General features: G+C 63.6%; 16 protein-coding genes. 8 read left to right on the forward strand and 8 right to left on the reverse strand.

The window, feature by feature from the left end; all coding sequences use genetic code 11:
- Positions 1 to 192: 192 nt before the first annotated feature.
- The 6 genes from glgA to ACTNBK_RS12365 form a co-directional block, all read right to left on the reverse strand.
- Positions 193 to 2,043 (reverse strand): glycogen synthase GlgA, encoded by a 1,851-nt coding sequence (gene glgA / locus ACTNBK_RS12340; RefSeq protein ID WP_441146486.1) that lies wholly within the window; start codon positions 2,041 to 2,043, stop codon positions 193 to 195.
- Positions 2,044 to 2,196: 153 nt separating this feature from the next.
- Complete coding sequence (gene glgD, locus ACTNBK_RS12345) at positions 2,197 to 3,315, reverse strand: glucose-1-phosphate adenylyltransferase subunit GlgD (RefSeq protein WP_294513745.1); 1,119 nt, start codon at positions 3,313 to 3,315, stop codon at positions 2,197 to 2,199.
- A complete protein-coding gene (locus ACTNBK_RS12350) occupies positions 3,312 to 4,529 on the reverse strand; it encodes a glucose-1-phosphate adenylyltransferase (RefSeq protein WP_441146488.1) in 1,218 nt (405 codons plus the stop codon). Before ACTNBK_RS12350 ends, glgD begins: the two co-directional genes overlap by 4 nt.
- A gap of 52 nt (positions 4,530 to 4,581) precedes the next feature.
- The gene (gene glgB / locus ACTNBK_RS12355; protein ID WP_441146490.1) at positions 4,582 to 6,699 is read right to left on the reverse strand and encodes a 1,4-alpha-glucan branching protein GlgB; all 2,118 of its coding nucleotides are present in this window, start codon (positions 6,697 to 6,699) and stop codon (positions 4,582 to 4,584) included.
- A 213-nt stretch (positions 6,700 to 6,912) separates the two neighbouring features.
- Complete coding sequence (locus ACTNBK_RS12360) at positions 6,913 to 8,049, reverse strand: D-alanyl-D-alanine carboxypeptidase family protein (RefSeq protein ID WP_441146492.1); 1,137 nt, start codon at positions 8,047 to 8,049, stop codon at positions 6,913 to 6,915.
- Between the two features lie 181 nt (positions 8,050 to 8,230).
- Positions 8,231 to 8,692: a GNAT family N-acetyltransferase gene (locus ACTNBK_RS12365; protein WP_441146494.1), complete on the reverse strand. Its 462-nt coding sequence runs from the start codon at positions 8,690 to 8,692 to the stop codon at positions 8,231 to 8,233.
- A gap of 220 nt (positions 8,693 to 8,912) precedes the next feature.
- On the opposite strand from ACTNBK_RS12365, the gene hrcA reads away from it, so the two are divergent.
- From hrcA to rpiB, 8 genes are all read left to right on the forward strand, one after another.
- A complete protein-coding gene (hrcA, locus tag ACTNBK_RS12370; protein ID WP_441146496.1) occupies positions 8,913 to 9,965 on the forward strand; it encodes a heat-inducible transcriptional repressor HrcA in 1,053 nt (350 codons plus the stop codon).
- Between the two features lie 25 nt (positions 9,966 to 9,990).
- Positions 9,991 to 10,551: a nucleotide exchange factor GrpE gene (grpE, locus tag ACTNBK_RS12375; protein WP_441146498.1), complete on the forward strand. Its 561-nt coding sequence runs from the start codon at positions 9,991 to 9,993 to the stop codon at positions 10,549 to 10,551.
- A gap of 81 nt (positions 10,552 to 10,632) precedes the next feature.
- Positions 10,633 to 12,495: a molecular chaperone DnaK gene (gene dnaK / locus ACTNBK_RS12380; protein ID WP_441146500.1), complete on the forward strand. Its 1,863-nt coding sequence runs from the start codon at positions 10,633 to 10,635 to the stop codon at positions 12,493 to 12,495.
- A 109-nt stretch (positions 12,496 to 12,604) separates the two neighbouring features.
- Positions 12,605 to 13,771, forward strand: coding sequence for a molecular chaperone DnaJ (dnaJ, locus tag ACTNBK_RS12385; RefSeq protein ID WP_441146502.1), 1,167 nt, complete (start codon positions 12,605 to 12,607; stop codon positions 13,769 to 13,771).
- A 133-nt stretch (positions 13,772 to 13,904) separates the two neighbouring features.
- Positions 13,905 to 16,877, forward strand: a complete 2,973-nt coding sequence (locus ACTNBK_RS12390; RefSeq protein ID WP_441146504.1) for an S-layer homology domain-containing protein — start codon at positions 13,905 to 13,907, stop codon at positions 16,875 to 16,877.
- Positions 16,878 to 16,979: 102 nt separating this feature from the next.
- Positions 16,980 to 19,214, forward strand: a complete 2,235-nt coding sequence (locus ACTNBK_RS12395; RefSeq protein WP_441146506.1) for a glycosyltransferase family 39 protein — start codon at positions 16,980 to 16,982, stop codon at positions 19,212 to 19,214.
- A 23-nt stretch (positions 19,215 to 19,237) separates the two neighbouring features.
- Complete coding sequence (locus ACTNBK_RS12400; RefSeq protein ID WP_441146508.1) at positions 19,238 to 20,044, forward strand: histidinol-phosphatase HisJ family protein; 807 nt, start codon at positions 19,238 to 19,240, stop codon at positions 20,042 to 20,044.
- A 177-nt stretch (positions 20,045 to 20,221) separates the two neighbouring features.
- Positions 20,222 to 20,656 carry a ribose 5-phosphate isomerase B gene (rpiB, locus tag ACTNBK_RS12405; protein ID WP_294515179.1) on the forward strand — a complete coding sequence of 145 codons (435 nt, stop codon included), beginning with the start codon at positions 20,222 to 20,224 and terminating at the stop codon, positions 20,654 to 20,656.
- 60 nt (positions 20,657 to 20,716) lie between these two features.
- On the opposite strand, the gene ACTNBK_RS12410 is transcribed toward rpiB, so the two are convergent.
- Together ACTNBK_RS12410 and ACTNBK_RS12415 are read right to left on the reverse strand one after the other, a co-directional pair.
- On the reverse strand, positions 20,717 to 21,319 hold the full coding sequence (locus ACTNBK_RS12410; RefSeq protein ID WP_294515182.1) for an AAA family ATPase: 603 nt from the start codon (positions 21,317 to 21,319) through the stop codon (positions 20,717 to 20,719).
- Between the two features lie 124 nt (positions 21,320 to 21,443).
- Entirely contained in the window at positions 21,444 to 22,619 is a 1,176-nt protein-coding gene (locus tag ACTNBK_RS12415; protein ID WP_441146511.1) for a 5-bromo-4-chloroindolyl phosphate hydrolysis family protein, read from the reverse strand.
- Positions 22,620 to 22,720 lie beyond the last annotated feature (101 nt).

A 22,720-nucleotide genomic window follows, 5' to 3' on the forward strand; every position in this document is an offset into this window, starting at 1 on the left:
TTTTTTTTTTATATTTTGTATTTTTTCTATTTTTAATATTGTAAAGCGGTTAACAAGTGGTGCGGGGGGGGGGCGCCCCCCCCCCGCGTCTACGTCTCATTCCGCCTGACTACGGATTGGCGCACAAAGTTTATCACAGCCCATCCGTTCTGTCAATGTTGGAACTGTCTATTTTTGGGAGGGGGTCGACCCTCACTTTTTGACCTCCGCTTTGGCCTCGGGGATCTCCTTCACGGGGGCGGGAGTCTCTTCCTGGGCCTTGGGTGCCTCCTTGACGGAGGCGGGAGTCTCTTCCTGGGCCTTGGGTGCCTCCTTGACGGGGGCGGGAGTCTCTTCCTGGGCCTTGGGTGTCTCCTTCACAGGGGCGGGAGCCTCCTCCTTGACCTTTGAGGCTGCCTTTTTGGCGGAGGGCTTTTTTTCCGCCTTTTCGGCCTTGGCTGCCGCCTTTTTGGCGGTGGGTTTCTTGGCCGCCGCCTTCTTGGCGGCCGGCTTCTTCTCCGCCTTGGGGGCGGACTCCACTACGGGTGCGGCTTCCGGCTCAGCCTGGACAGGGGGCTCCGCCGCCGGGACCGGGGCTGCTTCCGGCGACGGCTCAGTAGGGCGGGGGATGCCGGTGATCTGGTAGTAGACGTCCTCATACTCCCGGGCGGGGTTGTTCCAGCTGAAGTCCTTGGTCATGCCGTTGCGCTGGAGGACGCGCCAGCCGTCCTCCCCGTCCTTGTTGTTGTAGTAGAGGCCCACCGCCTCGCCCAGCACCCACACCATGTCGTGGGCGTTGATGTTGGCGAAGGTGAAGCCGGTGTCGCCGAACACGCCGTGGGGGATGACGGTATCCTTCAGACCACCGGTCTCCCGGACCACGGGGACGGTGCCGTAGCGCATGGCGATCATCTGGCTCAGGCCGCAGGGCTCGGCCAGGGAGGGCATGAGGAAGATGTCGGCGCCACCGTAGATGGCGGTGGAGAGGGAGGCGGAGTACTGGAGCCGGGCGGCGAAGCGGCCGGGGTACTGAGCCTGGGCCTGGCGGAAGGCCTCCTCAAAGTTCCACTCGCCGGTGCCCAGCACCACCATCTGGACGTTCATGCCCATGATGTCGTGGATGGAGTTGGCCACCAGCTCGAAGCCCTTGTGCTTGACCAGTCGGGACACGCAGGCGATGATGGGCACGTCGGGGTCCTCCCGGAGACCCACCGCCTGCTGGAGGGCCTTCTTACAGGCGGCCTTGCCGCTCAGGTCGTCGGCGTTGAAGGGGGCGGCCAGGCCGGCGCCGTTGGCGGGATCGTAGAGGGCGGTGTCCAGGCCGTTGAGGATGCCCCGCATCTTCCAGCGGTTGTCGGCCACCACGCCCTCCAGACCGTGGGCGTAGAAGGGGTACTGGAGCTCACTGGCATAGGTGGGGGAGACGGTGGTGACGTAGTCGGCGGCGTAGATGGCGCCCTTCATCAGGTTCACGTCCCCGTGGTAGGCCAGCATGTGCTCGTTCATATAGCCGGGGTTGAGGCCCAGCAGATCCTGGATGATCTGGTCGCCGTAGCGGCCCTGATACTCGATGTTGTGGATGGTAAAGACGCTCTTGGTGCCCCGGAGCTGCCAAATGCGCTCCCGCTCCTCCAGCAGGTAGATGGGCACCAGGGCAGTCTCCCAGTCGTTGCAGTGGAGGATGTCAGGGTGCCAGTCCAGGTGGGCGGGGGTCTCGATGACGGCCCGGGAGAAGAAGGCAAAGCGCTCGCCGTCGTCGTAATGGCCGTAGATCTCGGCACGCTTGAAGTAGTACTCGTTGTCTACGAAGAGGTAGGAGATGTTGCCCTCCCGCAGCTCGAAGATGCCGCAGTAGGGGGTGCGCCAGGCCAGACGGCAGTTCCAGTGGAACATAAAGCGCATCTTATCCCGGTACTGCTGGGCGATGCCCTCGTAGAGGGGGAGGATGACCTTTACGTCATGGCCCATGTCGGCCAGCTTCTGGGGGAGGGACCCGGCCACGTCGGCCAGGCCGCCGGTTTTGATGAAAGGGGCGACCTCGGAGGCTGCAAACAAAATATTCATAAACTGACTCCTTTTCTCCATCCTTGATCCGGCATCCGGACACGGTCCGCGGCCGCCATGCAGGACGGACCCGGCGATGCCCGGAGGGGGCAGGTGTGGGCCGCCGTACACGGCGGCCGCATCCCTGCGCCGCTCTGCGCGGTCTATGTACCGTTATACCACGGCGTTTTTGGCGATGGCCAGCGGGTAGGTCTCATGGCCCATGAGCATCCGGCCGGCGTTGACCTGTACGTTCTTGTCGGTGATGGCATATTTGAGCACCGCGCCCTGGTGGATCACCGTGCCCTGCATGAGGATGCAGTTCTGGACCTTGGCGCCCTTCTCCACGGTGACGCCGCGGAAAAGGATGGAGTTCTCCACCTCGCCCTCGATGATGCAGCCGTCGGCCACCAGGGAGTTCTTGGACAGGGAGGCGGGGCCGTAGTAGGTGGAGGGGTTGGACATGTCCTTGGTCTTGATAGGCCGCAGGGGGTTGAAGAGGTCGGCCCGGACGGCGGGGTCCAGCAGCTCCATGCTGCGGGCGTAGTAGCCGGCCACCGACTGGAGCCGAGCGGCGTAGCCCTCGAAGGTGTAGGACATCAGCTTGAGCCGGCTGCTCATGTTGAGGAGCACCCCCTGGCTGAAGGAGGGGATGTTGTGGGCGATGCAGTGCTCCACCAGGGACATGAGGAGGTCCTTGCTCATGATGTACACCTCCATGGACTCGCAGCCCATGGGGCTCACCGGATGGACGGACACGTCGGCGATGACGCCGTCCTCCCGTACGGTGAAGTAGTCGGAGCTGCGGGCGTCCCCTCTGGGCACCGGGGTGCATACGGCGGTGACGTCGGCGCCGGTGCGCAGGTGCTGCTCAAAGACGTCGTCCAGGTCCAGGTTCACCGCCACGTCGCCGCCGGCCAGGACCACGTAGTCCTGACGGATGCGCTCCAGGTAGGAGTAGACCCCGGCCAGGGCGTCCATGCGGCCCCGGTAGTCGCCCTCCCGCTGCTTGTCGGCGTAGCCAAAGGGGGGGAGGATGCGCAGTCCGCCGTGTTTGCGGGAGAGGTCCCAATCCTTGCCGGAGCCCACGTGGTCCAGGAGGGACTGGTAGTTGGTATGTACGATGAGGCCCACGTCGGAGATGCCGGCGTTGACCATGTTGGAGAGCATGAAGTCCACCACCCGGTAGCGGCCGCCGTAGGGGATGGAGCAGGTGTTCCGGGGCTGAGAGAGCTCCCGGAGCTGCGGATTGGAGCGGTATGCGAAAATGATCCCGTGCAGCTTGTTGGTCATTTCGCCGCACCCCCTTTCACGTTCCGGGTGACCATGGCCTTGGCCGGGACCACGGCGTTGTCACCCACCTTGATGCCCTCGGAAACCACGGCGATGCCCCAGTCGTCCGGGGCACCGTCCACCGCCAGCGGTGTGCCCACCTTGGCGCCGGCACCGATGACGGCCTTCTCGGCCACGATGGCGTACTCCACGTCGGCCCCCTCCTTGATGACGGCGCCGGGCATGAGGATGGAGTAGCGGACCTTGGCCCCCTTCTCCACCGTCACGGAGTGGAAGAGAACGGAGTTCTCCACCTCGCCGTCCACCACGCAGCCGCCGGTCATCAGGGAGTGATGGACCACGGCGTTGGGGCCGGTGAAGTGGGGCGGCCGGGTGGGGGTGCGGGCGTAGATGGGCCACTCGGTGTCGTAGGGGTCGATGCCGCTGTGGACGGAGAGCATATCCATGTTGGCGTCCCACAGGGAGTCGATGGTGCCCACGTCCTTCCAGTAGCCGGAGAAGCGGTAGGCCGCCATCCGTTCGCTGTTGGCCAGCATGGCGGGGATGATGTTCTTGCCGAAGTCATTGGCGGACTTCTCATCGGCCTCGTCGGCGATGAGGTACTCCCGCAGCTGCTTCCAGTTGAAGATGTAGATGCCCATGGAGGCCAGGTTGCTCTTGGGCTTCTTGGGCTTCTCCTCGAACTCGTAGATCATGTCGTTCTCATCCACGTTCATGATGCCGAACCGGGGCGCCTCCTCCATGGGGACCTCCATGACCGAGATGGTGCAGGCAGCGTTCATGGCCTTGTGGTGCTCCAGCATCTGCTCGTAGTCCATCTTGTAGATGTGGTCGCCGGACAGGATGAGGACGTAGTCGGGGTCGTAGAGAGAGATAAAGCCGATGTTCTGATAGATGGCGTTGGCGGTACCCTTGTACCAGGTGCCCTTGTCCCCCTCCTTCACGTAGGGGGGCAGGATGTGGACACCGCCGTCCGAGCGGTCCAGATCCCAGGGCTGGCCGTTGCCGATGTAACCGTTGAGCTCCAGGGGCTGGTACTGGGTGAGGACGCCCACGGTATCAATGCCGGAGTTGACGCAGTTGCTCAGGGGGAAGTCGATGATGCGGTATTTGCCCCCGAAGGGGACAGCGGGTTTTGCTACTTTTGACGTCAGAGCTTTTAGGCGGCTGCCCTGTCCACCTGCCAGCAGCATGGCGACACATTCTTTTTTCATCTCTATCACCTCTCGGTCAAAGTGGAGATCACAGGATCACAGAGGGGAGGGGTCAGCCCTCCTTGGGGGTTTTCTTCACGGCGGGGTGCTGGGCCTTGGGGCGTACCGCCGGGTGGGGAGACTTCTCCTTCACCGCCGGCTTGGCGGCGGTCTTGCGGAGGGCGGGCTTGGCCGCCTTTTCCTTCGCGGCGGGCTTGGCCGCCGGCTTGCGCACCGCCGGCTTGGAAGCCGGAGCCTTTACGGCCAGCTTGGCCTCTTTCTTCCGTCGGGCGGGGAACTTGCGGGTACACTTATAGATCACCGCACTCATGGGCGGCAGGGTGATGATGATGGACTGCTCCCGGCCGTGGCAGGGGGTGTAGGTGCTCTTCACCGGCTCCTTGTCCCCGCGGCCCTCGCCGCCGAAGTCCTCGTCGTCGGTGTTGAAGATACAGGTGTAGGCGCCGGGCACCGGCACGCCGATGCAGTAGCCCGTCCGGTCCACCGGCGAGAAGTTGCACACGATCACCAGGGTATCCCCCTTGTCGTCCTTGCGGAGGAAGGAGATGGTGTTGGCCTGGTTGTCGTCGGCGTAGATCCACTCGAAGCCCTTCCAGGAGAAGTCCTCCTGCCACAGCTCCGGGTGCTCCAGATAGAGGTGGTTGGCGGCCTTGAAGAAGGCCTGGGTCTTTCGGTTGATCTCGTTGTCCATCAGGTGCCAGTCCAGGGAGTACTCGAAGTGCCACTCGTTCCACTGGCCGAACTCGCTGCCCATCATCAGCAGCTTTTTGCCCGGATGGGTGAGCATATATGTATAGAAGGCCCGGACGCCATAGAATTGCTCCTCGTAGGTCCCCGGCATTTTATTGAGGAGGGAGCCCTTCATGTGGACCACCTCGTCGTGGCTGAGGGGGAGGATGAAGTTCTCCGAAAAGGCGTACATAAAGGAGAAGGTGATGTCCCGGTGGTTGAACTGCCGGAAATAGGGGTCCAGCTTCATATAGTGGAGCACGTCGTTCATCCAGCCCATGTTCCACTTCAGGTTGAAGCCCAGACCGCCCTCGCTCACCGGGTGGGACACCTTGGGCCAGGCGGTGGACTCCTCGGCGATCATCATCACGTCGTCGTGCTCGGCGAAGATGCGCTCGTTGAGCTTCTGGAGGAAGTCCACGGCCTCCAGGTTCTCGTTGCCGCCGTGGATGTTGGGCACCCACTCGCCGCCCTGCCGGCCGTAGTCCAGGTAAAGCATGGAGGCCACCGCGTCCACCCGCAGGCCGTCGATGTGGAACATCTCCAGCCAGAAAAGGGCGGAGGAGAAGAGAAAGGAGCGGACCTCGTTGCGGCCGTAGTCAAAGACCCGGGTGCCCCAATCGGCGTGCTCACCCTTACGCATGTCCTGGTACTCATAGCAGGGCTCACCGTCGAACTCGTAGAGGCCGAAGGCGTCCTTGGGGAAGTGGGCGGGCACCCAGTCCAGGATGACGCCCACTCCGGCCTGGTGGAGCTGGTCGATGAGGTACATGAGGTCGTCGGGGGTGCCGAAGCGGCTGGTGGCGGCGAAGTAGCCGGTGCACTGGTAGCCCCAGGAGTCGTCCAGGGGGTGCTCGGTGAGGGGCATAAACTCCACATGGGTGAAGCCCATCTCCTTCACGTAGGGGACCAGGTAGTCGGCAATCCCCCGGTAGGAGAGGAACTGCCCGTCCCCCGTCCGCCGCCAGGAGCCCAGGTGGACTTCATAGATATTCAGTGGACGGTGATAAATCGGGTTTTTCTTCCGGTAGTCCAGCCAGGACTGGTCGTTCCACTGGTAGCCCCCCAGCTCGTAGAGCTTGGAGGCGGTGCCCGGCCGGGTCTCGGCGTGGAAGGCATAGGGGTCGGCCTTCAGAAGGGTCCGGCCGTCTTTGGTGCGGATGGAATACTTATAGATGTCATAGCGGTCCAGGCCGGGGACAAAGCCCTCCCACAGGCCCCCGCCGATGGGAGAGAGGGGATTGGCCTCCTCCTCCCAGCGGTTGAAGTCTCCCACCACGGAGACCTCTGCGGCGTGGGGCGCCCAGACGCGGAAGGTGTAGCCCCACTGTCCGTCCCGCTCCTGGGCATGGGAGCCCATGAACGCCCAGGCCCGGATGGCCTCGCCGTTGGTGTACGCCCTGACGATCTCCTCGGTGGTGGGTTTATTTGTGCGATCCATGGTTAGCGCCTCATTTCTTTGGTAATATTATCCAAATGCCCCTGGGGGACACCGTCGAAGCTTGTCAATAACGCTAATTGACCTAAAATATAGCTCTAGTTATTTGTATGAATTATACAACACAAATAGCACTCCGTCAAGGTGCGGGAGGGCGGGAACCATAATTTTTACGCATATTTTTCCGTTTCTTTCCGAGGAGAGAAACAGAAGGACTCAGCCGGCCAGAAAGAGGTTCCGGACCAGCCGCAGGAACAGGCCGGGGACGGTGATGCGTGCCACCGCCTGGTCGGCCACCAGGGGGATGGTGCAGAGCTTGGTATCGCCAGCGGAGACGGTCAGCTCACCCAGCGTCTGGCCCTGCTCCACGGGGGCCTCCACGTCCTCAGAGAGCTGGAGGGAGGTGGTAATCTGGTTGAGCTGGCTCTTCTCCACCAGGATGCGGCTGCCGTTTGCCAGCACGGGCTGAACCGTGTCGGTCACCCCCAGGGAGACGGCCACCGGCGGAATGGCCTGGTCGGGGCGGACGTCCACCAGGGTGTAGTTGGCAAAGCCGTAGGTGAGCAGGGCCTGGGCGGCGCTGAAGCGCTGGGCGGAGGTGGGGGAGCCCAGGACCACGGCGATGAGCTCCATGCCCTCCCGCTCGGCGGTGGCGGAGAGACAGTAGAGGGCGGAGTCGGTGGAGCCGGTTTTCAGGCCGGTGCAGCCCTCATAGTAGCGGACCAGCTTGTTGGTGTTGGCCAGCTGGAACTGGCCGCCCCGGATGGTGTCCATCCAGATGGTGCTGTACTGCCGGATGTCCGGGTGGTTGAGGATGAGCTCCCGGGACATGAGGGCGATGTCGTAGGCGGAGGTCAGATGGCCCGCCGCGGGGAGGCCGGTGCAGTTGACAAAGTTGGTGTCGGCCATGCCCAGCTGGGCCGCCCGCTCGTTCATCCGGGCCACGAAGGCCTCCTCACTGCCGGCGATGTGCTCGGCCAGGGCCACGGCGGCGTCGTTGCCCGACACCACCGCCACCGCCTTGATGAGCTCCTCCACGCTCATCTGCTCCCCTTCCTTTAAATAGACCTGGGAGCCCCCCATGGAGGCGGCGTAGGCGGAGACGGTGACCTGGTCGGTGAGGGCCATGCGGCCCTCGTCCAGGGCCTCCATCACCAGCAGCAGGGTCATGATCTTGGTGACGCTGGCCGGCTCCCGCTTGTCGTGGGCGTTCTGCTCACACAGAACGGTGCCCGTCTCCTTTTCCATCAGCACTGCGTCGGCGGCCTCCACCTGGGGACTGCCAGCGGCGGCAGCGGCGGCGGGACAGACCAGCAGCCCGGCGCAGAGCAGGACCGCGAGGGTTCGTTTCATCATGGCGCTTCTCCTCCATCATCGAAGATTCCTGTAAGAAAGAGGATGTGGAGGGAGAGAGGATTCTATACTGGAAAGAATGGGAAGGGAGAGGCAGCGGTTTTTGTTGAAAAAAAGAAAGGACGATCGGAATAGAGGGATTTCGCCCCGGACCGGCCCTTCTGTGTCGGTGGGGTAACGGTCAGAGCTCCTTTTTCATGGCGATGTCGGAGAGCTCGAAGGCCACGTGGTCGTGGTCCTCATAGCGGAAGCCGTAGGACTCATAGATATGGAGGGCGGCCTTCAGGCTGTGGTGGGAGGTGAGGACCAGGGTGTGGACCCCCATGGCCCGGGCGGCGTCAATGGTGGCCTCCATGAGGGCCTTGCCGATGCCGTGGTTCCGGCAGGCCTCCAGCACCCCGAACTTGAAGGGCTCGGCCACCCCATTGCCAAAGGGCTCCAGCATCATCATGCCCACCGGCTTCCCCTCCGCCATGGCCAGAAAGATGCGCCCACCCGCCGCCAGCACCCGCTCCGGGTGGGTCAGCTGGTCGATGTCCGCCGGCTCCAGGAGGTCGTTGCCCTCCAGCCAGGGTAGGGAGATGTCCATGAGGGCATCCTTATATTGAGCGTCATAGTCCTGAATGGAAAAGTCAAACGGCATGACCGCCCCTCCTCTCTGTTTCCATCATCCTACCACACCTGCCTGCCGTTGGCAATCGGACAATGGGTGTGCAAGATCAAAAAGCAAAAATTACCGGGGTGAAACCGTTCACATTTAATTTACAACCTACCCTATTGACTTTTAACCGGGGTGGTGGTAGATTTACATTAGCACTCAGGGAGAATGAGTGCTAAAACCACAGAGAAGAAGGTGAGCGGGGATGGATCTAACGGAACGGAAGAAAAAGATCCTCCGCGCCATCATCGAAAACTATATCCAGACGGCGGAGCCGGTGGGCTCCAAGGTCATCGCCGCCACGCCGGGACTCAACGTCTCCTCGGCCACCATCCGCAACGAGATGGCCGATCTGGAGGCCCTGGGCCTGCTGGAGCAGCCCCACACCTCCGCCGGGCGCATCCCCTCGCCGGGGGGCTACCGGGTGTACGTCAACGAGCTCATGGAAGACTACCGCCTGTCGGTACAGGAGACCCGGAAGCTCAATGAGGCCCTGCATCTGAAGATGCGGGAGCTGGACCAGGTCATCGACCAGGCCGGCCGGGTGATCTCCCAGCTCACCCAGTATCCCGCCTTCGCCCTGGCCTCCGGGTCCAGCCGGGTGACCATCCAGCGCTTCGATCTGCTGATGGTCTCCAGCGACTCCTTTATTATTGTAGTGATGACGGATACCAACGTGGTCCGCAACCGGCTGGTGAGGCTGCCCTCCGACCTGAGCGAGGCCCAGCTCCAGCTGCTCAACACCCTGCTGAACACCACCTTCACCGGCCTCACCCTGGACGAGATCACCCCCGAGCTCATGCGGGTGGCCTCCCACGCGGCAGGCGAGGCCTACGGCCTCATCAGTTTGGTGGTCTCCTTTGCCATGGATGTGCTGGAGAGCCTGGAGCAGCGCAGGGTCCACACCGCCGGCATCGCCAGTCTCCTCTCCCACCCGGAGTACCGCAGCCTGGACCGGGCCGCCCCCCTCATGAGCTACCTCAGCGAGGACCAGGACGCCGCCCGTTTTCCCATGCCCCAGGGGGACCCCATGGAGATCCTTATCGGCCCGGAGAACGTGGCCGACGCCCTGAAAGACACAAGCGTGGTGGTGGCCAGCTACGACATCGGCGACGGCATGCGAGGCGTCATCGGTGTGGTGGGCCCCACCCGGATGGACTATGCAAAGATCACCGCCCGTCTCTCCTATTTCGCCGCCGGCCTGAGCCGCCTCTTTGAACAGGGCAGCCTGCCGCCGGCAGAGGAAAAGGAGAAGTAGGACGATCCACTTAGGAGGTAATCGCTTGAGCAAGCAGGAAAAGAAACAGCAGGACCCGGCTGTGGAGGAGGTCCCCGTGGAGGAGACCCAGACCCAGACCGAGGCCCAGGCCGCTCCCCAGCAGGAGGCGGCGGCCGATCCGCTGCTGGAGGAGCTGGAAAAGCTGCGGAAGCAGATGGACGAAAAGGAGGAGCAGTACCTCCGCCTGGCCGCCGAGTACGACAATTTCCGCAAGCGCTCCCAGAAGGAGAAGGAGGGCATCTATCAGGGCGCCAAGAGCGACGCCGTGGCCGCCTTCCTGCCCGTATACGACAATCTGGAGCGGGCCCTCAAGCAGGAGACCGCCGACGAGGCGTACAAGAAGGGCGTGGAGATGACCATGACCGGCCTGAAGGACATCCTCTCCAAGCTGGGCGTGGAGGAGATCCCCGCCCTGGGCGAGACCTTCGACCCCTCCCTCCACAACGCCGTCATGCACGTGGAGGACGAGAGCGCCGGGGAGAACACCGTGGTGGAGGTCTTCCAGTCCGGCTTCAGGCTGGGCGAGAAGGTCATCCGGTTCGCCATGGTGAAAGTTGCGAACTGACACTATCCCGTAGGGGCGGCCTTTGGCCGCCCACACGACCATCGTTAAAAATAAGTTTTCAATATATTGGAGGAATCGTTTATGTCTAAGATCATCGGTATCGACCTTGGTACCACGAACTCTTGCGTGGCCGTCATGGAGGGCGGCGAACCCGTTGTTATCGCCAACGCTGAAGGCAACCGCACCACCCCGTCTGTGGTGGCCTTCTCCAAGGACGGCGAGCGTATGGTGGGCCAGGTGGCCAAGCGCCAGGCCATCACCAACCCCGACCGCACCATCATGTCCATCAAGCGTCAGATGGGCACCGACCACAAGGTGACTATCGACGGCAAGGCCTATACTCCCCAGGAGATCAGCGCCATGATCCTTCAGAAGCTGAAGGCCGACGCCGAGGCCTATCTGGGCCAGAGCGTCACCGAGGCCGTCATCACCGTCCCCGCCTACTTCAACGACGCCCAGCGTCAGGCCACCAAGGACGCCGGCAAGATCGCCGGTCTGGACGTGAAGCGTATCATCAACGAGCCCACCGCCGCCGCTGTGGCCTACGGTGTGGATAAGGAGAAGCAGGACCAGAAGATCATGGTCTACGACCTGGGCGGCGGCACCTTCGATGTGTCCATCCTGGAGATCGGCGACGGCGTCATTGAGGTCCTCTCCACCTCCGGCGACACCCATCTGGGCGGCGACGACTTCGACCAGGCCATCATGGACTGGATGGTCGCCGAGTTCAAGAGCTCCAACGGCATCGACCTCTCCGGCGACAAGGTGGCCATGCAGCGCCTGAAGGAGGCCGCTGAGAAGGCCAAGATCGAGCTCTCCGGCGTCACCTCCACCGCCATCAACCTGCCCTATATCACCGCCGATGCCACCGGCCCCAAGCACCTGGATCTGACCCTGAGCCGCGCCAAGTTCGACCAGCTCACCGCCAACCTGGTGGAGCGCACCGCCGGCCCCGTGCGTCAGGCCATGAGCGATGCCGGCCTCTCTGCCAGCGACATCTCCAAGGTCCTGCTGGTGGGCGGCTCCAGCCGTATCCCCGCCGTGCAGGACATGGTCAAGAAGCTCACCGGCAAGGAGGGCTTCAAGGGCATCAACCCCGATGAGTGCGTGGCCATCGGCGCCGCCATCCAGGGCGGCGTCCTGGTGGGCGACGTGAAGGGCCTGCTGCTGCTGGACGTCACCCCCCTGTCCCTGGGCATCGAGACCATGGGCGGCGTCATGACCAAGCTCATCGAGCGCAACACCACCATCCCCTGCAACAAGAGCCAGGTCTTCACCACCGCCGCCGACAACCAGACCTCCGTTGAGGTCCACGTCCTCCAGGGCGAGCGTGAGATGGCCCAGTACAACAAGACCCTGGGCCGCTTCAACCTGGATGGCATCGCTCCCGCCCGCCGCGGCGTGCCTCAGATCGAGGTCACCTTCGACATCGACGCCAACGGCATCGTGAACGTCTCCGCCAAGGACCTGGGCACCGGCAAGGAGCAGCACATCACCATCACCTCCTCCACCAACATGTCCAAGGAGGACATCGACAAGGCCGTCCGCGAGGCCGAGCAGTTCGCCGCCGAGGACGCCAAGCGGAAGGAAGAGGTGGACGTCCGCAACCAGGCCGACCAGGTGGTCTACCAGACCGAGAAGGCCCTGGAGGACGCCAAGGACAAGATCGACGCCAGCGACAAGGCCAGCGTGGAGGCCGCCCTCAACAAGCTGAAGGAAGCCCTGAAGGGCACCGACGTGGAGGCCATCAAGGCGGCCACCGAGGAGACCACCAAGGCCTTCTACCCCATCGCCGAGAAGATGTATCAGCAGGCCAATCCTCAGGGCGGCCAGGCCGGTCCCGACATGGGCGGCTGCGCCGGCGGCGACTGCGGCGGTTCCTGCGGCACCGACCCCAACGTGGTGGATGCCGACTACAAGGTCGTGGACGACGATAATAAGTAAGATCCTTTTGAATTCAGAAGAGGCGCTCCGGCGGTTACGCCGGCGCCCCATGGGAAGCGCAGGCGGGGTCTCCGACCCCGCCCCTTTCCGCGCAAAGAGGTGAGAACCAATGGCGGAACAGAAACGAGATTATTATGAGGTCCTAGGCGTCAGCAAGGGCGCGTCGGACGATGAGATTAAAAAGGCCTACCGGAAGCTGGCCAAAAAGTACCACCCCGACCTCAACCCCGGTGACAAGACGGCCGAGGCCAACTTCAAGGAGGTCAACGAGGCCTACGAGATCCTCTCGGATAAGGATAAGCGGGCCCGGTACGACCAGTTCGGCCACGCGGGGGTAGACCCCAACTTCAACCCCAACGGCGGCGGATTCGGCGGGTTCGGCGGCTTCACCGACATGGGGGACATCGACCTGGGCGACCTGTTCGGGTCCTTCTTCGGCGGCGGCTTCGGGGGCGGCGGCGGCAGCCGGCGCAACGCCCCTCAGAAGGGTGAGACCATTCGGGCCGGCGTCACCATCACCTTCGAGGAGGCGGCCTTCGGCTGCGAGAAGGAGGTCACGGTGAGCCGCACCGAGCAGTGCGACGTCTGTAAGGGCACCGGCTGCGCCCCCGGCACCACGGCGGAGGTCTGCCCCGACTGCCACGGCACCGGCACGGTGCGCATCCAGCGGGGCGGAGGAGGCTTCTCCTTCTCCACCACCACCTCCTGCCCCAAGTGCTGCGGCACCGGCAAGATCATTCACCAGCCCTGCAAGACCTGCAACGGCGCGGGCACCGTCCGCAAGCAGAAGAAGCTGGCCGTCACCATCCCCGCCGGCATCGACAACGGTCAGGCTGTCTCCCTCCGGGGGCAGGGCGGCGCCGGGCGCAACGGCGGACCGGCGGGCGACCTGCTCATCGGCGTCACCGTCAAGCCCCACCCCATCTTCCGGCGGGAGGGCACGGCGGTCTACATGGACCAGCCCGTCTCCTTCGTCCAGGCGGCCCTGGGTGCTGAGCTGGAGATCCCCACCATCGACGGCAACGTGAAGTACGAGATGCCTGAGGGCACCCAGTCCGGCACCACCTTCCGGCTCCGGGGCAAGGGCATCCCCGGCCTGGGCGGCCGGGGCAGGGGCGACCAGTATGTCACCGTGAAGGTAAAGGTCCCCACCGGCCTCAACAAGGAGCAGAAGGACGCCCTACGGGCCTTCGCCGCCACCATGGGCGAGGAGCACGCCGGCAATGACCCCATCAAGAACTTTTTTGAAAACCTGGGCAACAAAAAGAAGAAGTAAGCCCGTTCCGACCCCGGTCCCATTTGGGACCGGGGTCGTTTTTTGCCGGGGGGTGGACTTCTTCTGGAGAGAGGACTATACTGAGAGCTAGAAACACGCTTCCGGGCGCGAAACAGAGAGGAGTATAGCTGTCATGAAATGGAAACAGGTCTTGGTTGCCGGCCTCGTCGGTGCGTCGCTGCTCACCGGCGGCGTGACCGCCGGCGCCTTCTCCGATGCACCTCCCGCCTGGTCGGCGGCACAGCTGACCCATCTGGAGGAGAACGGTATTCTGGAGGGCCTCAACACCGGGGGCGCCACAACCGCTCCCATCCGCCGGGGCGACTTCTGCCAGCTCCTGGTGAACCTGGTCCAGAAGGAGATGACCCCTTCCAGCTTTGCTGCCGTCCCCGCCAAGGAGAGCAGCTACTTCACCGACATCGCCGACACGATAAACCAGTACAACCTCGGGGGAAAGAACGGCATGTACTACGCCGCCGCCTACGGCATCACCGAGGGCGCCCTGGTGAATGGACAGCGCCGGGCGGACACCGACGCCCTCCTCACCCGGGAGCAGGCGGCCAAGATGATGTGCTCCGCCATCGACTTCCTGGAGCAGTCGGTGCTGGAGGGCTCCATGGCCCAGCGGGGCACGGCCAAAACCTTCACCGACGCCGCCACCGTCAGCACTTGGGCCTCCACCTACGTGGACCAGGCCTCCGCTTTGGGCATCATGGAGGGAGACGAGGCCGGGCGCTTTAACCCCAAGGGCACCATCACCTGGAACGAGGCCGCCGTCATGGTGGACCGGGCCTTCACCTCGGCCACCGCGCTCCGGGGTGAGCAGCTGGCGGGAGCGGGGATGACCCTCCTCCAGAGCCAGGCCCCCGTGAGAACCTCCAGCTCCGTCTACCTGGGGAACACCCCCCTGTGGCTGGTCCCCGGCGCCGACGGCGGCTATACCGTGGTCCGGGCGGAGGAGGCCCAGCTCAAGGTGGAGACCTTCTCCAGCGACGGCGTCTCTCAGGGAATCCGTACCCTGCCCGCCGAGTTGTCCATATTTGGGAGCTTTTATGTGGGCGAGGACGGCTACTACGCTGTCTACGGCCAGGAGAACAAGGAGGAGAATGACAGCAAGGAGGTCTACCGGGTCGTCAAATACGACCGGAGCTGGAACCGGGTGGGTGCCGCCTCCATCACCGGCGGGGAGAGCTATACCATCCAGCCCTTCCGCTCCACCGACAACACCGCCATGGCGGAGGAGGACGGAACCCTGGTCCTCCACACCGCCCGGCTGCGCTACCTCACCTCTGACGGCCTCAACCACCAGTCCAACTTCACCGCACTCATCCGCACCTCCGACATGGCGGTGATGGAGACCAGCAGTGAGTTCCCCGCCAACCATGTGAGCCACTCCTTTGCCCAGGACGTGATCTTCGCTGACGGCGCCCCCGTCTACGCCGACCTGGGCGATGCCTACCCCCGCTCCTTCGCCATCACTCAGTCCAGCGGCGCCCAGCAAAATGTACTCTCCTTCTATGGCGCCGTGGGCGACAACACCACCCACGCCGCCCTGGGCGGGGTGGCCGCCTCCGACGGCTATTACCTGCTGGCCGGCGCCTCCGCCCCCCAGACCGACGCCGCCTCCTGGAAGGAGGAGCGGATGAACGCCCTGCTGGCTGTGGTGCCCAAGGACGGCTTCCCCAACGGCAAGGCCGACATCCAGTGGCTGACCAACTTTAACGACGGCAGTGAGTGGGTGGAGGACGTCCGCCTGGTGGCCGTCAACGACAACACCTTTGTGGTCATGTGGCAGACCCGGGATGCCGCCGGCACGGCGGGCGACTTCAGCTATGCACTCTTTGACGGCCAGGGCCGCCAGATGGGCAGCACCCAGACCGTGGCCGATTACCAGATTCCCACCGGCAACGTGGTGGTGGACGGGGAGACCCTCACCTGGGTCCGGCCCGACTTCGGCGTGGCCAGCCGGAGCTATACCGAAAACAACCGGGGCCTCCTGGTCTACACCCTCCAGGTGGACGCCAACCAGGCCACCGGCAGCGCCCAGGTCTCCTTTGACCTGACACCCTCCACCATGGAGCTGATGGCGGGCGGAGTGTCGCAAAAGCTGACCACCAGCTGCACTGGCCTCCCCGACGGCCAGCAGCCCCAGGTACGCTTTGTCTCCAGCGCCCCCTCCGTGGCCTACGTGGACAGTGAGGGCGACGTGATCGGCCGGAGCGCCGGCACCGCCACCATCACCGCCTCCATGACCTACCGGGGCAAGGTCTACGAGGATACCTGCGCCGTCACCGTCACCCCGGAGCCCACCCTCACCGGGCTGAAACTCACCCCCGCCTCCGCCACCGTGAAGGTGGGGGAGAGCCTGGACCTGACCGTGGAGACCGTCCCCGCCGGGCTCAACCCCCTCATCGCCTGGAGCTATCGCGGCTCCCTGCGGCCCACGGATAATCTCCACGCCGTTTACACCGCTGAGAAGGCGGGCACCGATACCATCACCATTTCGACCACTGCCGCCAACGGCCACACCGTGAGCGCCAGCTGCACCATCACCGTCACCGACGGCACCGTTTCGGAGGTGCAGCCGGGCACCGGTGAGGGGACCACCCCTGGTACCGGGAATACGAATACCGGTACCGGAAGCACGAGTACTGGTACCGGAACCACCAATACCGGCACCGGGAGCACCAACACCGGGACCAGCGGCCCCGCCTCCGACCAGCCCTACGACACCGATTACTACCGGGAGGACTACGGCTCCGGCCGCTATCTGGAGATCCGGGCAGTGGGCGGCTCCACCGTGGAGATCAGCGGCTGTCTGGACCAGAGCCAGACGTACTACAACTACGTGGTGGCCTGGGCCCCCGGCGGCAACAAGGCAGAGGTGCCCTATGTGGAGGGACAGCCTTTCCACACCACAGTGCAGGTGGATACGGCGTCTGTGCAGAAGTCGGCCCAGGAGGGAAAGGCGCCCTACCTCACCGTGACGGTCTGCCAGCACTATACGCCGGGTGACAGCTCCCTGGCCGGGTTCAGCTTCCAGGAGGCTGACATCCGTCTGGTCCCCGGCGGAGAAGGATTTTTGTTCCATATCGTCCCCCGGTGAGGCATCGGCAAGAATCTTTTGACATCCATCCGGAAAAGAAATACAATAGGGGACGGGCTTGTGCCCGTCCCCTATTTTTTGTGCTGCGCCGGAGGTGCCTTCATGACCCAGCTGCAAACCATTGTGGACCAGTATATCCTGCCCTGCCTGCCGGGGATGCTCATTGCCCTGGTGGTGTTGACGGGGGTATTTTTCTTTTTCGCCCGCTGCTGTGCCGCCGCCCGGCCCCGGAGAGGGAGCCTGGAGTGGGTGGCCCTCCAGGAGCAGGCCCCCTTCTCCTTTGTCCTGCCCCATCACCCCATAGAGCGGAAGGACCTGCTGCCCATGCTCCTCATTACGGTGGTCTATGCCGCCACCGCCTTTTTCCAGCTGGGTTCCTTTTCCGCCCCCCAGTCCGCCCTGGACTTCGGGGAGGATCAGACCGTCACCGTGACCCTCTCCCAGGAGGTCCACCTCACCAAGCTGGCCTACTTCACCGGCCTGGGCACCGGGGACTACAACGTGGAGATCTCCCCCGACGGCCAGACCTGGTACACCCTCTGGCAGAAGGAGGAGGATGGCAAGGATGTGTGGTACTGGGCCGACGCCGAGGGTTACGATCCCAGCTACGCCCTACCCCAGAAGTATAACGATCTCTTTAAATGGCAGACGGTGGAGCCCACCAACCCACAGGATATAAAGTACCTTCGCATCACCGGCCGGGCCGACAAGGGCCTGCTGGACCTGGAGGAGCTGGCCCTCTACGACGAGGACGGCTTCGTGGACCTCACCGGCCTCACCACCGGCGGCGACGCCCTCTTCGACGAGCAGGACACGGTGCCCGCCCTCTCCACCTGGTACAACTCCGCCTATTTTGACGAGATCTACCACCCCCGCACCGCCCTGGAGCATATCGAAGGGGTCTACCCCTACGAGGTCTCCCACCCGCCCCTGGGCAAGCTCACCATGAGCCTGGGCATCCTCCTCTTCGGCATGACACCCTTCGGCTGGCGGTTCATGGGGACCCTCTTCGGGGTGCTCATGCTGCCCCTCCTCTATATTTTCCTCAAAAACCTCTTCGGCAAACGGGCGGTAGCCGTCTGCGGTACCATCCTTTTCGCCGCCGACTTCATGCACCTTACCCAGACCCGCATCGGCACCATCGACACCTACGGGGTCTTTTATATCCTCCTCATGTACTACTTCCTCTACCGGTGGCTGACCCTGGCCCCGGGGACCCCCTTCCGCCGCTGTGCGCTGCCCCTCTTCCTCTCCGGCCTCTTATGGGGCATCGGCGCCGCCAGCAAGTGGACCGTCATCTATGGGGCGGTGGGCCTGGCCGTCCTCTACTTCATCGGCCTCTTCTCCAAGCTCCGGGATTGGCCCGCCGAGGCCCCGGGCAAGCTGCCCTGGCTGTGGAAGACCCTGGCCTTCTCGGTGCTGTGCTTCGTCCTCATCCCCGCCCTCATCTACACCCTCTCCTACTGGCCCTATGCCGCCGCCCGGGGCAACGACGCCGGGCTGTGGGGCATCCTGGCAGAAATCTTCGCCTGGCCCTTCACCCAGCTGCCCCAGGTCCTCAGCGGGCAGCGGGAGCTCTTTATCAAGGACAGCCAGAACGTGGTGGACATCATGCTCCAGAACCAGCACTTCATGCTGACCTACCACGAGGGCGTCACCGCCTCCCACCCCTATTCCTCCCGGTGGTACCAGTGGATCGTGGACGCCCGCCCCATCCTCTACTACCTGGACAACACCTCCGGCAAGGCTGAGGGGCTCAAGGCCGCCTTCGGCTGCTTCAACAACCCGGTGGTCTGCTGGACCGGCCTGCTGGCCATCCTGGCCTGCGGCGCCCAGGCTTTTCGCAGAAAGCGGTCCCGGGCCATCTTCTTCCTGGTCGTGGCCGCCATCGCTGTGGTGGCCTGCCTGCGGACCGAGGCCGCCTTCCAGCCCGACGCCGGCACTACCCTGCTGGTGGGCGGTATCCTGCTGCTGGTCCTGGGCGTGGTCCTTTGGCTGGGGGTTGGCGCCCTGGCCAGCTGGGCCTTCCCCCTCCGTTCCCCCCAGGCCCTCTTCATCGTGATCGGTTACCTCTCTCAGCTGGTGCCCTGGATGTTCATCGGCCGCACCACCTTCGAATACCACTACTTCCCCTCCACCCTCTTTCTGGTGCTGGCAATCAGCCTGCTCTTTAACGGCCTGATGGAGCGCAGCCGCCGCTGGAAGAACGGGGTGTACGGCCTCACCGCCCTGGCCGTGGGACTCTATATCGCCTTTTATCCCGTGCTCGTCGGCCTCATGGTACCCACCTGGTATACCTCCAGCTGCCTCAAGTGGTTCCCCTCCTGGCCGTTCTGATTTCCACATAGGAGGTCCCCCTCATGTATTATATCGACTATCACACCCACACCAAGCTCTCCTCCGACGGGGAGGTGCCCCTTACTGAGATGGCCGAGGCCGCCGTGAAGGCCGGCCTCTCGGAGCTGTGTGTCACCGACCACTATGACCTGGTGGACCTGGACGGCAAGCCCCAGCCCAACGGCTACGACTGGGTCCCCGCCCTGGCGCAGCGACGGGAGGCGGCGGAGCGGTACCGGGGGCGGCTCACCGTCCGGCTGGGGGTGGAGTTCGGCAGCGCCAACCGCTATCCCGACCGGGCCAAGGCCACCCTGGCCCAGCCGGAGCTGGACTTCGTCATCGGCTCCCTCCACAACCTGACCCCTGAGGCCGGCGCCAAGGACTTCTACTTTGTGGATTATACCGCCCCGGAGGTGTGCTACGCCTGCCTGGACGACTACTTTGCCCAGATGCTCCGCCTGGCGCCCATCCCGGACTACGACGCCATGGGTCACATCATCTACCCGCTGCGGTATATGTGTATGCGGGATGGGCAGACTGTATCCTTGGACCGGTACTGGGAGCAGATCCGGGAGATCCTCCGCACCGTGGCCCAGACCGGCCACGCCATCGAGCTCAATACCTACAACGGCCGTACCCTGGCCGACTGGCTGCCGGTGCTGAAGATCTACAAAGAGGTGGGAGGAGAGCTCATCACCGTGGGCTCCGACGCCCACCGCACAGAGAATGTGGGTAAAGGGGTGCCGGAGGCCTATGAGCTCCTGACCCAGGCCGGATTCCGGTATGTGACCCTCTACGAGAAACGACAGCCCAGGCCCGTCAAGCTGTGAGGTTGATTCGGAGGGGCTTGTCTCGCACAAAACGATATATTATAATAAAAAATAACAAAAAGTATTATACTTTGGACAAGACGCTTGGACGGCGTGACCGCCGGACGCCGCAGGGCGGCGGCGGAAACCCGCTGTTGAATGTAAAATGACGTTGAAAAATAACAGGAGGTAGTATTTATGATCGCACTTGGTTCCGATCACGGCGGGTTTCCGCTGAAGCAGCATGTCAAGGAGTACCTGGATTCCCACGGGCTGGACTATGTGGACTACGGCTGCGCCGACACCACCAGCTGTGACTACCCCGTCTACGCCAAGGCGGCCGCCGAGGCGGTGGCCTCCGGCAAATGCGAGCGGGGCATCGTCATCTGCACCACCGGTGTGGGCATCTCCATCGCCGCCAACAAGGTCAAGGGCATCCGCTGCGCCCTGTGCACCGACCCCTATGTGGCTGAGATGACCCGCCGCCACAACGACGCCAACATGCTGGCCATGGGCGCCGGCGTAGTGGGTCCCAACCTGGCCGAGCGGATCGTGGAGGCCTTCCTCACCACCGAGTTCGAGGGGGGACGCCACCAGCGCCGGGTGGACCTCATCACCGAGATGGAGCGGTAATACACAACAAAAAAGGGCCCTCCAGGCATCGCCTGGAGGGCCCTCCTCGTATTGTGTGGGTCAGCCACGGAGGATCATATAGTTCTTGATGAGCCGGACGGCCCCCTCCACCCCGAGCTTGTCGGTGTTGATGGTGAGGTCGTAGGTCTCCCCGTAGCCCCAATGGCTGCCGGTGTTGGTGCCGTAGTAGGCGGAGCGCAGCTTGTCCATCCGCCGGATCTCCCGGGCAGCCTCGCTCTCCTTGAGCCCGTAGACCTCCACCGCCCGGCGTGCCCGGACCTCCGGGGAGCCGCAGATAAAGAGGTGGACACAGTTGGGCCGGTCCCGCAGCACGTAGTTGCCGCAGCGACCCAGGAAGATGGCGGGACCCTGGTCGGCCAGCTTCCGCAGCGCCGTGGATTGAGCCTCGAAAATGCGCTCGCCGTAGGTGAGCGGCTGGGACTCGCAGTGGGGGGTGATGTCCGAGAGCGCGTATATGAATTCGGAAAAGCGCATGTTCTCCGCCATGGAGAATTCCCACGCGCCGATATCGCTCTCCTGAGCGGCTTTGGATATGACCTCGTTGTCGTAGCAGGGGATGTTCAGATCCTTGGAGAGCTGCTCGGCAATGGCCCGCCCTCCGCTGCCGTACTGACGGCTGATGGTGATGGTCAGGGCTTTCATGGCGTACCTCCTTGCTCCGTAACGGCTTCCGCTCCCTTCAACCATATTATACCATCGGTTATAGATATTTTCAATGAAATACAGAGAAAAATATGAGAAAAATTAGACAATTTCACAATGCAGTTTAGCCGCCCAGCGTCATACCGGAGCTGCCCAGGCCGTCCTTCTCCAGCATCCGCTCCAGCACCGCCACGTCGCTGGTGATGTCCATGGCGTCGTCCTGGAAGAGCCGGTCCAGCTGCTGCTCAAAGCCCTCTACCACCTTGTCCATCATGCCCTCGATGCGCTCCTTGGCGGCGGAGATGTTCTCGCCCTCCACCCCCTGGGCCTCAAGCTGGGCATAGGAGCCCAGGATCTTCAGGGTGGTGGGCAGGTAGTAGCTCAAAAAGCTGCGAAGCTTGCCCTCCTTGTCCGGCTTCTCCCGCAGGTAGGCGAAGATGTTGCCGGTGATCTCCCCGATGCGGTCGATCTTCCGGCTCATCTCCGGGTCCTCGATGGCATCGTTGAGGGAGCGGATCTCGGAGAGCACCGCCTCGGCCCGCTCCACCTCCTTGGGGGGCTCCGGCGCCTTCTCCGGCTCCTCCTTGGGGCGATCCTGAATGCCGGCGTCGGTGAGGAAAAGCCGGTCGCTGCTCAGGTCCAGATAGCCCATGGGGAAGATGCCGTCGTCCAGCATATCCTGGAGGTCCTCCCGGACCTTCCGGGGGGCAAAGCCGGTGGCCTCCGCCAGGATGGCCACAGAGATGGATTCACGGCGGCCGATGAGGGAGAGATACTGACGGTAGCGCTTGAGCCTCCGGCTCTTGCGCAGGCCATGCCACAGCATGCACAGGCCGCCGCCGCAGAAGGCCAGGGGGACGAAGATCTCCTCCAGGCAGTAGAAAAATCCACCCCAGGAGAGGGCGTCCAGAAGGGCGGTAAAGCCCATAAAACCAAAGATGGCGGCTACGATTGCCCCGGCGATGGTAAACAGTCGGCCGCTGCGCCGTTCCTCCAGGTTCTGCCCCGCCCTGGACCGGGCGGAGGCCTTCCGCCGCCGGGTGGTGCCGGTCTGTGTGAGATCGGCGGCGGTTTCCGCCTGGGGTGTGCCGTCCCGGGCGGCGGCCTCCCGCTGGAGGTCGTAGGGATGGCGGCCCACCTGTCCCCGGCGGCGGCCGGTGACGCCGACCAGCCGCAGGATCAGCAGGAAGAGCCCCAGGGGCGGAAAGCAGAAGAGAAAGATCACAATGGGGATCCAGGAGAGCAGATCCCTGTCGTTCCGGTCCTGGCCGGAGCGGTTGAATTGACGCGGGTCAGACATATCGGCTCCCTCCGAATCGATCTGAAAAGATAAAGTTGCCTGGACAGAGGTACGCTGTCCAGTATCCAACATCATACAACGAACGGAAGAAAAAGTAAAGC

The organism is Intestinimonas sp. HCP28S3_D6, assembly GCF_052065695.1.
Classification (GTDB): Bacteria; Bacillota; Clostridia; order Oscillospirales; family Oscillospiraceae; genus Intestinimonas.

What these genes read in the sequence shown, in the direction of transcription:
- dnaJ (WP_441146502.1), top strand. Translation starts at nt 12,605, where the DNA reads ATGGCGGAACAGAAACGAGATTATTATGAGGTCCTAGGCGTCAGCAAG.
- ACTNBK_RS12400 (WP_441146508.1), top strand. Translation starts at nt 19,238, where the DNA reads ATGTATTATATCGACTATCACACCCACACCAAGCTCTCCTCCGACGGG.
- hrcA (WP_441146496.1), top strand. Translation starts at nt 8,913, where the DNA reads ATGGATCTAACGGAACGGAAGAAAAAGATCCTCCGCGCCATCATCGAA.
- rpiB (WP_294515179.1), top strand. Translation starts at nt 20,222, where the DNA reads ATGATCGCACTTGGTTCCGATCACGGCGGGTTTCCGCTGAAGCAGCAT.
- ACTNBK_RS12415 (WP_441146511.1), bottom strand. Translation starts at nt 22,619, where the DNA reads ATGTCTGACCCGCGTCAATTCAACCGCTCCGGCCAGGACCGGAACGAC.
- ACTNBK_RS12390 (WP_441146504.1), top strand. Translation starts at nt 13,905, where the DNA reads ATGAAATGGAAACAGGTCTTGGTTGCCGGCCTCGTCGGTGCGTCGCTG.
- glgA (WP_441146486.1), bottom strand. Translation starts at nt 2,043, where the DNA reads ATGAATATTTTGTTTGCAGCCTCCGAGGTCGCCCCTTTCATCAAAACC.
- glgD (WP_294513745.1), bottom strand. Translation starts at nt 3,315, where the DNA reads ATGACCAACAAGCTGCACGGGATCATTTTCGCATACCGCTCCAATCCG.
- ACTNBK_RS12395 (WP_441146506.1), top strand. Translation starts at nt 16,980, where the DNA reads ATGACCCAGCTGCAAACCATTGTGGACCAGTATATCCTGCCCTGCCTG.
- ACTNBK_RS12365 (WP_441146494.1), bottom strand. Translation starts at nt 8,692, where the DNA reads ATGCCGTTTGACTTTTCCATTCAGGACTATGACGCTCAATATAAGGAT.
- dnaK (WP_441146500.1), top strand. Translation starts at nt 10,633, where the DNA reads ATGTCTAAGATCATCGGTATCGACCTTGGTACCACGAACTCTTGCGTG.
- ACTNBK_RS12410 (WP_294515182.1), bottom strand. Translation starts at nt 21,319, where the DNA reads ATGAAAGCCCTGACCATCACCATCAGCCGTCAGTACGGCAGCGGAGGG.
- ACTNBK_RS12350 (WP_441146488.1), bottom strand. Translation starts at nt 4,529, where the DNA reads ATGAAAAAAGAATGTGTCGCCATGCTGCTGGCAGGTGGACAGGGCAGC.
- ACTNBK_RS12360 (WP_441146492.1), bottom strand. Translation starts at nt 8,049, where the DNA reads ATGAAACGAACCCTCGCGGTCCTGCTCTGCGCCGGGCTGCTGGTCTGT.
- glgB (WP_441146490.1), bottom strand. Translation starts at nt 6,699, where the DNA reads ATGGATCGCACAAATAAACCCACCACCGAGGAGATCGTCAGGGCGTAC.